The sequence below is a fragment of the Singulisphaera photorubra genome, assembly GCF_045290345.1.
Classification (GTDB): domain Bacteria; phylum Planctomycetota; class Planctomycetia; order Isosphaerales; family Isosphaeraceae; genus Singulisphaera.
Genome location: NZ_CP155447.1, coordinates 2,186,598 through 2,199,625 on the forward strand (window position 1 = coordinate 2,186,598; position 13,028 = coordinate 2,199,625).

Annotated in this window: 9 protein-coding genes; all 9 read right to left on the minus strand. The window is 62.4% G+C overall.

Going from position 1 to position 13,028, the window contains the following annotated elements; all coding sequences use genetic code 11:
- Positions 1 to 7: 7 nt before the first annotated feature.
- The 9 genes from V5E97_RS08520 to V5E97_RS08560 all read right to left on the minus strand — a co-directional run bounded on the left by V5E97_RS08520 (position 8) and on the right by V5E97_RS08560 (position 12,942).
- Positions 8 to 544 (minus strand): TIGR03067 domain-containing protein, encoded by a 537-nt coding sequence (locus V5E97_RS08520; RefSeq protein ID WP_406698897.1) that lies wholly within the window; start codon positions 542 to 544, stop codon positions 8 to 10.
- Positions 545 to 620: 76 nt separating this feature from the next.
- Positions 621 to 1,313, minus strand: a complete 693-nt coding sequence (locus V5E97_RS08525; protein WP_406698898.1) for an ABC transporter permease — start codon at positions 1,311 to 1,313, stop codon at positions 621 to 623.
- On the minus strand, positions 1,310 to 2,224 hold the full coding sequence (locus tag V5E97_RS08530) for an ABC transporter ATP-binding protein (protein WP_406698899.1): 915 nt from the start codon (positions 2,222 to 2,224) through the stop codon (positions 1,310 to 1,312). The genes V5E97_RS08525 and V5E97_RS08530 overlap by 4 nt, the downstream gene beginning before the upstream one ends.
- Positions 2,221 to 2,610: a GntR family transcriptional regulator gene (locus V5E97_RS08535; protein WP_406698900.1), complete on the minus strand. Its 390-nt coding sequence runs from the start codon at positions 2,608 to 2,610 to the stop codon at positions 2,221 to 2,223. The genes V5E97_RS08530 and V5E97_RS08535 overlap by 4 nt, the downstream gene beginning before the upstream one ends.
- A gap of 56 nt (positions 2,611 to 2,666) precedes the next feature.
- On the minus strand, positions 2,667 to 3,002 hold the full coding sequence (locus V5E97_RS08540; protein ID WP_406698901.1) for a hypothetical protein: 336 nt from the start codon (positions 3,000 to 3,002) through the stop codon (positions 2,667 to 2,669).
- 122 nt (positions 3,003 to 3,124) lie between these two features.
- Positions 3,125 to 3,829: a class I SAM-dependent DNA methyltransferase gene (locus V5E97_RS08545; protein WP_406698902.1), complete on the minus strand. Its 705-nt coding sequence runs from the start codon at positions 3,827 to 3,829 to the stop codon at positions 3,125 to 3,127.
- An 80-nt stretch (positions 3,830 to 3,909) separates the two neighbouring features.
- On the minus strand, positions 3,910 to 5,979 hold the full coding sequence (locus tag V5E97_RS08550) for an Ig-like domain-containing protein (protein WP_406698903.1): 2,070 nt from the start codon (positions 5,977 to 5,979) through the stop codon (positions 3,910 to 3,912).
- Positions 5,980 to 6,065: 86 nt separating this feature from the next.
- Entirely contained in the window at positions 6,066 to 8,936 is a 2,871-nt protein-coding gene (locus V5E97_RS08555; protein ID WP_406698904.1) for a DUF4394 domain-containing protein, read from the minus strand.
- Positions 8,937 to 9,390: 454 nt separating this feature from the next.
- On the minus strand, positions 9,391 to 12,942 hold the full coding sequence (locus tag V5E97_RS08560; protein WP_406698905.1) for a DUF4394 domain-containing protein: 3,552 nt from the start codon (positions 12,940 to 12,942) through the stop codon (positions 9,391 to 9,393).
- Positions 12,943 to 13,028: the final 86 nt, after the last annotated feature.

Here is a 13,028-nt window from a genome sequence, read left to right on the forward strand (position 1 = left end):
TTAGGGTTTATTGGTTTTTGTCCGTGACGCGGCGCAAGTCGAGGAGTTTTCGTGGCTCGTCTTGAGGGCGGACCGTCTTGGGATCTTCTGGGAATCGGGTTGGCCGCTCACTGCCTGGGCGTCCGTAACAGAGCTTCAGGCGGTCCCCGTCGAGGATGTAGATCGCCCGGAGTGGCGGGGCTTTCTCGTCGGACCCCGGCAACTGGAACGTGACGTCGATTTCCTTGGGATCGGCCCCCTCCCGGACGGTGTATGTCCCGTTGAGGAGTTGCTTCCCATAGTTCTCGCCGAGCGCGCTGGCGTCTTCGGTCATCACAATCTTCCCGACGGAAAAATCCCAGGTCACGACGAGCTTGTCGCCGGCGCCGGTGCGGCAGGACCAGCGTCCCTGGAGCCGCCCAAGGTCACCCTCAGCGGCCTTCTTGCCTTCGCTCAGGGGGACGGTTTTATCCTGGCCCGAAGCCCCCCGATGGCCCTGACTCGCCAGCATGGCCAAGGCCGCGATACTCAGGCGGAGGGTTATGCTGCGGAGTCGATCGATCATTTTGAACCCCTTTCGTCGTGGGATGGTGAGAAACGCAAAGGAGGAACCGACAGGACGTTCTCCCGAGACCGGCGCTTCAGGGGCTGATGCGGCGGAGGTAGAGACACGACCCGATTCCGAAGCAGAAAACGCCGAGGACCGCGCCGGTCGCGGTGTACCAGTCCATGACCCGTTCCGCGTCCGGCCAACCAAGCGTGTTCGTGAAGGCCGCGAGCGTGGCGATGACCGTGATCCAGACTCCGAATCCGAAACCGACTGCGACGGCCGGGCTGTCGACCACGGCGGATCCCAGCCATCCGGCGCCGAAGAGGAGGAGGCCCGTGGCCGCGAGCACCCAGCGGAGCGACGCCTGCCGGAGTACCGCGACGTCGACCGAACCGTCCTGGAGGGCGGGCGCCAGGACGTCGGCGATGAAAAGGTTGGGCACCCAGATGAGCGCCGCCGCACCGAGTGCGACCAGCGTCTTGCTGCCGAGCACCTGGGCCCTGGAGGGGGGCAAGTAGGCGAGGAACTCGGCGGAGCGGTCGGCCCGCTCGCACGCGATCGCGTTCCCGCCCAGGAGGGCCAGGGTCAACTCCGAGCCCGCCAGGCTGAGGAGGGCGGCCTGCGTGAGGACCGCCGACCAGAACATCGCGCCGGGCCAGGAGGGGCCACCCCGGAGCATCGCCAGCGCGACGGCGCCAACGTATGGCAAGATCCCGAGCGCGAGGCCGATCCACCAGATCAGGGAATTGAGGCGGAAGTCCTTCCAGAGAAGCGGCCTCATCATTCGACGGCCCTCCGGCCCTTGATGTAGTCCTTGAAGACCTCTTCGAGGCCGAGGTCCGAGACCGTGACGGAGTCGATCGGGTTCTCACACTCGAGGCGGCCGAGGATCTCGGGGGAGAAGTCGGTGATCGTCAACGACCATTCCCGCCTCGCGACTCGCTGCCAGACGACGCCCTCCGGCACCCGGCGCGGGAGGCATCCATCCTTGAGGACCGCCGTGACACGTTTGGTCGAGGCGAGCAGCGCGTCGACGTCCCGGTGGACCACGAGGCGGCCGTCGCAGAGGATGCCGACCGAATCAGCGAGCCGTCGGACATCGTCGAGTGTATGGCTGGAGAAGAGAATCGTGCGGCCGCCGTCGGCGACGGTCCGGAGGACCCCTTCGAGGAACTCCTCCCGAATGATCGGGTCCATGCCCGAGACGGGCTCGTCGAGCACGAGGAGCTCCGGCTTGTGGGCGACCGCCAGCAGTAGCCCAAGCTTGGCGAGGGTCCCTTTCGAGAGGTGCTTGACCCGTTTGTTCCGATCGAGTGCGAACAGGTCAAGGAGGTCCTCGCAGAGCCGGTCGTCCCACGAGTCGTAGAACGGTCTGACGAATCCGATGACCTCGCCGACCCTCATCCATCGGTAGATCTGGTGCGTCTCCGGAACGTATCCGACCTTGCGCCGGACCTCGTTCGGCCGTGAGGCGACGTCGATCCCGAGCACGCGGGCAGAACCAGACGTCGGGGCGAGCATGCCCATCAGCATCCTGATCGTCGTGCTCTTGCCCGCCCCGTTGGGGCCGATCAGGCCGAATGTGCTGCCACGGGGGACGCTCAGTGAGAGTCGGTCGACTACGGCGGAAGCTCCGTACCGTTTGGTGAGGTCCATTAGCTCGATCGCCGGGCCGGCCGTGGCTCGCCTAATCATGACTGCCCTCCAGCGCGTCGTCGCGCCCGGCCGAGAGCCGCCTCGAAGAGCTGCGTGATGCGATCGGTAGAAATCCGGGCCGCGCGAGCGGAGGCGATCCCTTTTCGAAATGTCTCGAGGACGGCCGCTTCCTCGGGTCCCCGCGTCGCCTCCTCGCACTTCGTCGCGACAAACATCCCGACACCCCGCCGGGGGCTGATCAGCCCTTGCCGCTCCAACTCCTCATAAGCCCTCTGGATGGTGTTCGGATTGACCAACAATTCGACGGCCAAGGCCCGCAGTGAAGGCAAGGACTCGCCGGGCCGTCGCAGGCCCTTGCCGATCTCCGACCGGATTCCCTCGACGATCTGCAGGTAGATCGGGACATGGCTCTTCGGGTCGATCATCAACACGCGTCCCCCCCGACCGATGCTGAATTAGAACTCTAGTGAACTAGTGCACGTTAGCGTTGCCGCATCGAGCGGTCAATCACTTCGTGTCCGGCCGCCGTCCGAATTCCCCGGCGCACGGCGGTCGGTCCGGATGGACGCGCCGCGTCTTTGCAACCGTTAGCAGTAGCAGCTCGAGTTGCTCCAGCGACTCGGGCATGCTGTCGGGCCAGACCGGAGGGTCCTTCGCGGCGATACTGACCGGCCCAGCGACGCGCGGTGCGGAGGGCGATGCCCCGTTTGCGGGCCAACGGGTCCCGCTCTTCCAAGCCCGGGCAGAGAAGATCAAACCGCTCGAACGCGGGGGCGCGCTCGGCCTCCGAGAGGTCGCTGAGCGGAGGCTGTGTCATCGCCGTGAATGCTCTCTTGGCAACACAATCGCGCCGAGTCGACCAGCCCGCCGACGGATCGGCCGTTTATCGGCGAATGGTGCCAAATCGCTTTGTAGAAACCGTGCCAATCACCGTCGAACTTAACATGACCGCGCACGCACGAGTAGGAAGGCAGGGCGTTGGAGCAATCGCTTGTAGGCTGCGGGGTCAGCGGTTCGTAAGGCGGCTGAGGGGCGTGGCTCGACGACTTGCTCGGTGAGAAAGCCGGCGGTGGCGAGGGCCTCAAAAATGTCGGAGAGCGGCCGTCGGTAGAACCGGACCTGCCCCACGTCATCCCACGTTTCCTCGACCTGCTCCGTCTCGAAGTAGGAGATGGCCCCGAGCCGCTCCGCCTCGGAGCCCGGGTGATGCGTGGAGAAGACGAGGTGTCCGCCAGGGCGGAGCACCCGATGGAACTCCTGGAACGTCGGCGCCAAGACGGGCAGGTAGTGCAGCACCAGCGGCGCCACGATCACGTCGAACTGGGAGTCGGTCGCGAACCGCAACGGATCTGCGAGGTCGGCCACATGAACGGCTGCCCGGTCTCCCACCCGCGTCTGGGTGTAGGCCGCCATGGTGGAACTTGCATCCATCGCGGTCACGCGAGCGCCTCGGGCGAGAAGTTGCTCGCTGTACCAACCCGGCCCACAACCGGCATCGAGCACGTCACGCCCTTGAACCGGAGGCAGCAGCGCGAGCATCGCCGGCCGTTCGTAGAGTGCGTTGTACGTCGAGGTATCGACCTTGACCGCATAGGCGGCCCCAATCTCATCGTAGAGCGGCTGGTCCTTACGCGAGGAAGTCATCCTGGATACCTGCTCGGGAGCGTCGATCTCGGACCCAGCGTTCGAGGGGGGATCGATTTCAACGGATGATCGGCCGAAGCTCAACCCCAAGAGCGCGACGGCCGAATGAGCCGCTGGGGAACGGAGACCGCGACGATCCGACGAGGAGGTTGAAGCCTCACTACGAAGTGGCCTCCGGGCTGGGCGTTGCCCGAGGGGAATCGTCCGGTGTACTCACCATCGAGCGAATTGCCGGCCAGATCGGTGATTCCGTCCGCGCGGGCGGTGAAGGTGAACCGGCTGCCTTGAAGTCGTCGGCCGTTGTTGCTCGTCAGAGTGAAGACTTGAATGCCTGTTGGTGAGTCTGCGAGTGTCGTCGTGATGGCTGTGATCGGAAAGAGCCGGTTGCGGTGGGACCCTGGTCCTCGGCCGGTGAGAACGTAGCTGGCTCGGTCCGCGACACGACTGGGATTGAGTCCGCTCCGATCGTCCTGGAAGGAGACCTTGATCTGTCCGAGAAGCCGATGGAACTGGAGGTTGGTCACGGTGGGGCCCGCCGTATCCACCATGAGGGAGGCTAATGCGCTTGTCGCCGGTGCGAGGCCGATATCCGTGGCGGCGGTCGCTTCGGCCACGAGGCTGTGATAGAGGCCATCCGCGAGTGGATCGAGGACGGTCGCCTGCCAGACTCCATTGGCGTCGGTGAACCCGGTCGCGATGAGTTGGCGAGTGGCAAGATCGGTGCCTCTGAAGATCCTGACCACGGCCCCTGGCGCAGAGGTCCCGGCAAACGTGGGCGTATTGTCGTTGGTGATGCCGTCCTGTTGGGAAAGGCCGGTGTCGCTGGCGGCGTCGAGTCGCCCTGCCACCACCAACGGCGGTGTGCTCACCACGGCTTGAGCCGTCGTTGCGACGGGTTCCTCCGCCACGTAAGTCGTCGTGACCGTGAATCTCGAGGTACTGTAAGTGAGTCGGCCCCCCGTGTCGACAATCGTCGTCGTGATGGGGAAGTGGCCCGCGGCCGAGTAGCGATGGTTTCCCAGAACCACAAATTGGCCTGGTCGATTGACGTCCTGGATGACGAGTCCGGTCGAAGATGTCCCGTCGCCCCACTGGATCGTGGTCTGATAGTCGGCGGCGCTGGCCCTGGGATCGCCCTCCTGGAATCGAGCCACGACCGCGTCAACGAACGAGTGACCCGCGAACGCGTTGATCGGCGGAATCGGGGTCAGCGGAACGACAGCAGAGCCCCGTTCATTCGTGACGTTGACCTGTTCGATATCCTTCAGGCCGATGAACGTTTGTAGCTCAAGAGCCGGTAGAAGTTCAAACTTGATTTGCGTTGTGGATACGGAAGTCTCCGTCCTCTGGGCGTCGGCATTCAGCGTGTCGACGCCGCCACCGCCGTTGAGACTTGTAGGGACATAGGTAAAATCAAACGACTGGACTAAACTCAATGTGTCATTCGCCAGGCCGGCCAGCACTTGAAGGTGCAAGTAGCTGTCATATGAACCGCGGAATGAAATGGCGCCGCCCAGCCCCGTGACTTGTTTCGGTGAGACCGTGATTCTCCGGGCGATCGTATCGGCGCGATCGTCGAGCGTCAGGTGATCGCTCCCGCCATGACCATTGATCGTGAACGCGGTGGCGAGGCTACTCAGCGGTGCCGATGCGCTGCCGAGCGTAATTGGGTCATCACCTGGGCTTGCGTTGACGATCACCGTGATGGCGGAATCTGCGGAGCTCAAAGTCTGAGCGCCGGGGAGGGTTGAGTCAAAGTCGAACTCGCTGTGGTAGCCAAGCGTGCCCAGGTCAAACTGGTTATGCCGAAGCAGGCCCCCAAGCTGGTCGATCACGAGTGGAACGCCCTGGACGCTTGCGGTCAACGTTGCCGTCGAACCGACCACGGTCGAACCGTAGCCGGGCTCCGGCGCGATCGCCAACGCTCTGGGCGGGGCACCGTCTGTTGGGGCAACCGACGTCGCGGGAGTGGGCGAGTCGAACGGAGTGATGAATGCGGAGGCCGCGGGCATGCCGAACGTGGTTGTCAGGAGGATTCGATTCTCGCAGCGTTCCAGGATCCCGATCGGCCGATGACGACGAACCGACGTCCGGGGCTGGCGAACGAATCGCTGGCCGAACTTTCGCCCCGCGCACAACAGGGGGGACATGTTGTGGGTCTCCTTTTTATAGAATGGGATCGAGGGTAATTTATGCTTGAAAGAGTTGGAAAATATTGAGCTTTCGTAATCTTAATTCAAGCGATGTCTTTGGTCTTTAGGAATTGGAAATTCGTGAAGTGAGCCCCCGGGTTCGGACCCGCTGGATGGGAGTTGCCGCCGGACAGGTTCACCTCGCTTGCTCCGCGGCGAGAGGAGACAGCGCCAATCCGGTTGCGGGGGCGAAGTGCGGCCACGAAGTTGCCTCCGGGCTGGGCGTTACCCGAGGGGAATCGGCCGGTGAACTCGCCATCGAACGCGTTGCCGGCCAGATCCGCGATTCCGCCCGAGCGTGCCGTGAAGATGTAGGTGAACCGACCGGTTCGGAATCGTCGGCCGTTATTGATCGATAAATTCAGGAGTTGAGCACTTTGCGCGTTTCCCTGGGGCGTTGTCGTGACGCCGGTGATTGGGAACAGACGGTTGCGGCGGGGCCTCGGCTCTCGAGCGGTCAAGTCGTAGCTGGCTCGGTCGGTGATGCCCGCTTGATTGAGCCCGCTCCGGTCGTCCTGGATGGAGACGTTGAGCTGCCCGTGCTGAAGACGGAACTGGAGATTGGTTACGGTGGGGCCCACCGTATCCACCATGAGATTGGCCAGGGTGCTGGTCGCTCGTGACTGGCCAAAGACAGAGGTCGCTTCGAGCACGAGGCTCTGATAGAGACCATCCGCGAGCGGAGTGGGGGCCGTGGCCTGCCAGGCCCCAAGGGAGTCAGCAACGCCGGTGGCGATGAGCTGTCGAGTGGCGGGATCGCTGCCGTTGAAGATCTGCACCACGGCGCCAGGCGCCGAGGTGCCGGTGAACGTGGGCGTGTTGTCGTTGGTGATGCCGTCCTGATCGGAAAAGCCGGTGTCGCTCGTGGTCACGAGTCCCCCGTCCACCGTGATTGGCGGGTCGATCACCAGGATCGGGGATTCCAGGCTGAGGGGCGCTTCCGGCAGGTACGTGTTTGTGACCGTGACGGTCGGCCCGGTGGCGGGTACGTACTGATATTGGATATTGCCGCCATGGGCATAAATATGATAGTCGACTGTGTTTGTGAAGGGATAGTAGATGGGACTCGTGGTGGGGATACCTGGATCTCCCCACCAAACGATGGGGATTCCAGCCTCTTCGCTAAGGACCGTTCCAAACCCGGGGCCGCTGACCGTGGTGGTCCCCCCCATGTCGCGGATGGTCGTGGTGACGGTAAAGTGGCCCAGGGCCGAATAGCGGTGGCTTCCGCGGACATAATAGTAGGTCGGGTCGAATGCGTTTTGAGAGACGACCCCGGGTGAGGATGTCCCGTCGCCCCACTGGATCGTCACCTGGTAGTCGGACGCCTTGGCTCCGGGATCGCGATTGATGAACTGGGCGACGAGCCTGTCCACGAATTCGTGTCCCGCCACGGCGATGGTTTCCGGGGGCCCCCAAGTGATTGGATTGCCCGCAACGTTCGTGGCATTGACCGTCTCGATGTTTTCAAGGGTCGCGACAGCAAGGTAAGGTAATCGGGAACTCACGGAGAGCTTGAAGCTGATGCTCGTTGTCGTCGCGGTGATGAAGGACGAGTAGGAATGGGCATTCAGTGTGTTTACACCACCGCCACCGTTCAAATGAACTTGAGTGAGAGTGAAGCCGGGGGTATCTAACACATCAAAGAAGTCATTGCCTGTGCCGGCGTTCAAAGTCACGAACATCCGCGCGCCAAACGCCGTGGTGTAACGGATGGGGCCGCCGAGCCCTTCGAAAGACCTTCCGGTGACGACCGAGATGTTTCGGGCGGTGGAGCTGGTACTGTCCTCGAGAGTGAGTTGAGCGGCATTTCCTGGACCTTGGCCTTGGCTGTTGATCGTGAATGCCGCGGCAATGTGGCTCAATGGGGCCGACGTACTGCCGAGGGTCACCTTGTTGATTCCGAGGCCCGTGTCGATAATCACGATGACGGCGGGGTCTGCCGAACTCAGGGTCTGATCGCCGGGCAGGGTCGTGTCGAAGTCGAACGCACTCTGAAAGCCGGGCACGCCCAAGGCAAACTGGTTGTGACGAAGTAGGCCCGCCGACTGGTCGATCACGAGTGTATCGTCGTAGAGACTTCCAGTGAGGGTTGCGCTGAGCCCGTCCACCTTCGACCTGTAACCTTCGGGGGCGAATGCCAGCGCTTTCAGCGGGGTGCCGATCGGCGCGATCAAGGTCGCGGCCCCTGAGGTCAAGTCGATCTGGTAGAGGTTGGTGGTGCTCCCGACGACGAGCGACGCATAAGCGAGGTTCAGGCTACCGCTTGTCCAAATGTCGAAACCGACGACCGCCGAGGCATCAACACCGAGAGCGCCGACCGTTGTCAGCGCTCCCTGATTCGCTGGTTCCTGAAACGCGAGGATGTCGAGGTTCGAGTCGATCTGGTAGAGCGTCGTCGCCGTGGCGCCGGCAACGAGATTGTCAAAGGCCGAGCCAACCACATTCGGATCCTGGCCGGCGGACGGGTCAGCCGTGAGATAAGCCAGCGGGCCGTTGGAAGTCGCGACCCCCGTGGTGACGTTGATCCGCAAATCGAGATCGGTATCGCTCGCAACCCGGAGCTCGTCGGAGATGGGATTAAAGCCGACACCAAAGCTTGTCCCGGTCACCGGGGCATCGATCGTCGCGGCGAGCGTGGCGATCGCCGTTGCAGGATCAATTGTGTAGAGCCGACCGGTATGGTCCGCATCCGTTGTGAGCGCAAAGAGTTGACCATTCGTCGGGCAGAAATCGATCCCCTGAATCGTTTCGCCGGCCCAGATGTCGGTGATCGGCCCCGAGCTGAGGATGGATGCGGGAGCAGCCGAATCGAACTGGATGAGCGCCGAGGTTGGAGTCACACCGAACAGGGTCGTCAGGAGTGTTCGATTCTCACACTGTTCCAGGTTCCCGATCGGCCAATGGCGGCGCACCGGCTTCCGGGGTCGTTGGGCGTTTCGTTGATCGACCTTCGGCCCAAGGCACAACGGGGGGAGCATTGTTGTGAGTCACTTTCTGAAGCGGATCGCGCTCTTGTGTCGAAAGCCGCAACCCATGGATTCTTATTTTATGAATTTTATTCAAGCGACATCTTTGTACTTTGGATTTCGACGCTTGCCGAATAAAAATAGCACCGATTTGGCGGTTCGAAGCGAGCTGATTTGCCCTGTCCTTGGAGAAACCGTGCCAGCCGAATTGGGTTGCCGGGGGATTTGTCTTCTTTTGAGGAAAGTTTGATGCGTCTGACTTGCAGGGAAAGTGTCTTCGGATTGCAGGGATCGCGGAGAGATTGCGGTTCGCGGTGACCGCGAACCGCAATCTCTTCGCGAGAACTGAGGTTCGAGCCCTGGGACGCCACTCAAGGGCAAAGCTGTGCTGAATTGTTCGTTATCCGAAAGTTCGGCCCTGAGATTTCAACGAGGCGGCGGCGTGCGGGCGATTCGTGAGGTGAGCCTGCTGACTCGGCCCGGCCGGATGGGCGTTCCCACCGTTCTTCCTGAGAGCGGCCTGTCTGTTCCCAGGCGCGTTGGTCGCGGCGGATCCGTCGGGTGTGGAGCCGGTGGCGAGTTTGCGGAACGGTCGAAGCGCGGCGACGAAGTGGCCTCCGGGCCGAGCGTTGCCCGAGGGGAATCGTCCGATGAATTCACCATCGAGCGCGTTGCCGGCCAGATCCTCGATTCCGCCCGAATATGCGGTGAAGGTGTATCGGCCGGCTCGCAGTCGTCTTCCATTATTGATGGAGAGATTCACGACTTGAGCATTTGCCGGGATTCCTGAAGGCGTCGTCGAGGCCGTTGTGATCGAGGTCCGACGGTTACGGAGGCCCACCGGCCCGATGCCGGCAAAGACGTAATTGGCCAGGTCTGTGAGACCCGCTTGATTGAGCCCGCTGCCATCGTCCTGGAAACTGGCGTTGATCTGCCCTTGAAGCCGGCGGAACTCGAGCTTGGTTACAGTCGGTCCCGCCGTATCCACCATGAGGTTGGCCAGTGAAGCGATGGCTTGGGCCTGGCCATTAACGAAGGTCGCTTCAAGCTCGAGGTTGGTGTAGAGACCGTCCGCGAGAGGATTGAGGGCGGTCGCCTGCCAGGCCCCAAGCGAGTCGGCCACGCCGGTGGCGATGAGTTGTCGGGTGGCGGGATCGGTGCCGTTGTAGATCTTTACGATGGCCCCTGGCGCTGTGGTGCCCGTGAAAGTGGGGGTGTTGTCGTTGGTAATGCCATCCTGGTTCGACACGCCGGTGTCGCTTGCCGCGTCGAGTTGCCCTTGCACCATGATCGGTGGCTCGGTCACCAGGATCGGGGATTGCAGGGTGACGGGAACCTCCGCCTCGTAAGTCGTGGTGGTCGTGACGTTCCCGGCGCTCTCGGTGAAGCTGCCCCCGGTGTCTCGGATCGTCGAGGAGACGGTGAAGCGGCCCGCGGTCGAGTAGCGGTGAGTCCCGAGGATATAAAAACGTGCTGGAATAGTTGAGACCTGGACGACGCGTCCGGGCGAGGATGTTCCGTCGCCCCACTGGATTGTTACATGGTAGTCGGCCGCCTTGGCCCCGGGATCAAGGTCTGTGAATTGGGCGACGACTTTATCAGCGAACTCGGTGCCCGCAACGGCGAGGGATATGGCGAGGTTGGGGGGAGTCACCGGGGTGACAGGCTCGCCTGCCACGTTCGCCAGGTTTACGTGCTCGAGGCCTTCGATGGCCACTTCCGCGGAGTAAGCCTGGTTGGGTCTGAAGATCAGACTCGACCCTGTCGTGAAGAGGTGAGCCCCTTGTGCGTCGGCATTCAGTGTGTCGATTCCAAGGCCACCATTGATACGAAGCCGGGTGACGGTGAAGCCGAACGACGGCGCCAGGCTAAAAGTATCATTCTGCGTGCCGGCGTTCACGAATACGCCAATGCTTGTGTTGAATGCCGTGCTGTACGCGACGGGGCTGCCGAATCCCGTGATGTACCCGGGTAAGATATCGATATTTCGAGGCAGGCCGCTCGCACTGTCATCGAGCGTGAGTTGATTGTACCCCTCTTCGCCGTTGACCGAGAACCTCGTGGCCAGGCTGCTGAGCGGTGCCGACTCACTGCCGAGGGTGACCTTATCAAACCCTTGCCCTGCGTTGACCACCACAAGGATGTTGGTGTCTGTGGAACTCAGAGTCTGATCGCCGGGCAGGGTCGTGTCGAAGTCGAACTCGCTATGGTAGCCAGGTGCTCCTAGGGCCGCTTGGTTGTGACGAAGCAGGCCCCCCGTCTGGTCGATCACCAGAGTATCGGCGGTACTGCTGCCGGTGAGGATCACAGTCGAGCCTTCGAGCCTGGCGCGGAAGCCTTCGGGCGCGATCGCCAACGCTCGGAGCGGCGCACCGACCGGCGCGATCAAGGTCGCGGCCCCGGTCGTCAAGTCGATCCGGTAGAGGCTGGTGGTGCCTCCCGAGACGAGCGTCGCATAACCGTAGTTCAGGCCGTCGACGGTGCGGATATCGAAACCGACGACCGCCGAGGCATCAATGCCGAGTGCCCCGACAGTCGAGAGCGTTCCCAAGTGGGCTGGGTCTTCGATCGCGAGGACGTCGAGTGTGGTATCGATGGCATACAAGGTCGGGGTTGTGGCGTCGCTGACATTGTTGAGGGACGCCACGCCGCTGACATGGGGATTCTGCCCGAAATTCGGGTCTCCCGTACTGTAAGTGAGCGGTCCGCCCGTCGAGTTCACAAGCCCGCGATACGGGTCGAGCCAGAGGCTTTGTCCCGTGTTGCTGACCACGCGGATGTGGGTGCCGGTCGGGTCGAAGTCGAAGCCGAACTCGGTCCCACTCAGTGCCGGCGCGAATGGCTTGTTGGGAAAGGGAGGTAGAATCGGCAGGGGGAAGGGCATGATGGTCACGCGATCGATGACCGGGGTGGCCACGCCGGTCAACGTATCGATCGTGTAGAGCCGACTTGTGCTTCCCAGACCGTAGAGCACGCCGGTGGTTGGCTGGACATCAAGGCCGAGGATGGTCTCGCCCTGTTGAAGCCCGGTGATCAACTGGCTGCTCACGATCGTTCCGGGCGTTTGCGTGTTGAAACGGACCAGGTTGTTGTTGCTGGCGTCGATGCCGAACGCGTTGGCTGCGTTTACCAAGGCCTGAGTGGCGGGCGCGACAGTCATTCCAACAATTTGGGTCGCGCCATCGCCGATCGTACCGACGAGAGTCGCGGAACCGGTAGCCAGGTTCACTGTGTACAAACCGGTGGATCCGCCGACCTGAAGCGCGGCGATCGCCTGGTTGGTGGGGTTCGCCTTCTCGCCGGTGGTCAGAATGTCGAAGCCGACCACCGATGTTGCATCCACACCGAGTGAGCCCACGGTGGCCAGCGTTCCGTCATTCGGCGGACTCTGAATCGCGAGGATGTCGAGGTGCGAGTCGATCTGGTAGAGCGTCGTCGCCGAGGCACCCGGGAAGTTATTCCTGTAGGCCGAGCCGACCACATTCGGGGCCTGGCCCGCAGACGAATCGCCCGCGAGATAGTTCAGCGTGCCATCGGCCGTTGCGGCTCCCGTGGCGACGTTGACCCGCAAGTTGAGGTCGGTATCGCTCACGATTCGGAGCCGATCGGGGATCGGGTTGAAGTCGAGTCCGAAGCGGGTTCCAGTCACCGGAACATCGATCGTCGCCGCGAGCGTGGCCGCCGCCGAAGTGGTATCAATCGTATAGAGCCGGCCGGTATGATTTGTGTCGGTCGTGAGCGCGTAGAGTTGACCGTTCGCTGGTCGGAAATCGATCCCTTGGATCGTTTCGCCGGCCCCGATGTTGGTGATCGGATTCGACCTCAAGATGATCGCGGGAGCGGCCGAGTCGAACTGGATGAGCGATGAGGCCGCCGTCACGCCGTAGAGGGTTGTCAGGAGGGTTCGCGCCTCGCACTGTTCCAGCGAACCGATCGCCCGATGGCGACGCATCGGTTTTCTGGTCCGGCGAGGATGATTGGGATCATTCTTTTGCCCGACGCATAATAAGGGGGGCATGTCGTGAATCTCCCTCTGAA

What these genes read in the sequence shown, in the direction of transcription:
- V5E97_RS08535 (WP_406698900.1), bottom strand. Translation starts at nt 2,610, where the DNA reads ATGATCGACCCGAAGAGCCATGTCCCGATCTACCTGCAGATCGTCGAG.
- V5E97_RS08560 (WP_406698905.1), bottom strand. Translation starts at nt 12,942, where the DNA reads ATGCGTCGCCATCGGGCGATCGGTTCGCTGGAACAGTGCGAGGCGCGA.
- V5E97_RS08550 (WP_406698903.1), bottom strand. Translation starts at nt 5,979, where the DNA reads ATGTCCCCCCTGTTGTGCGCGGGGCGAAAGTTCGGCCAGCGATTCGTT.
- V5E97_RS08525 (WP_406698898.1), bottom strand. Translation starts at nt 1,313, where the DNA reads ATGATGAGGCCGCTTCTCTGGAAGGACTTCCGCCTCAATTCCCTGATC.
- V5E97_RS08540 (WP_406698901.1), bottom strand. Translation starts at nt 3,002, where the DNA reads ATGACACAGCCTCCGCTCAGCGACCTCTCGGAGGCCGAGCGCGCCCCC.
- V5E97_RS08545 (WP_406698902.1), bottom strand. Translation starts at nt 3,829, where the DNA reads ATGACTTCCTCGCGTAAGGACCAGCCGCTCTACGATGAGATTGGGGCC.
- V5E97_RS08530 (WP_406698899.1), bottom strand. Translation starts at nt 2,224, where the DNA reads ATGATTAGGCGAGCCACGGCCGGCCCGGCGATCGAGCTAATGGACCTC.
- V5E97_RS08520 (WP_406698897.1), bottom strand. Translation starts at nt 544, where the DNA reads ATGATCGATCGACTCCGCAGCATAACCCTCCGCCTGAGTATCGCGGCC.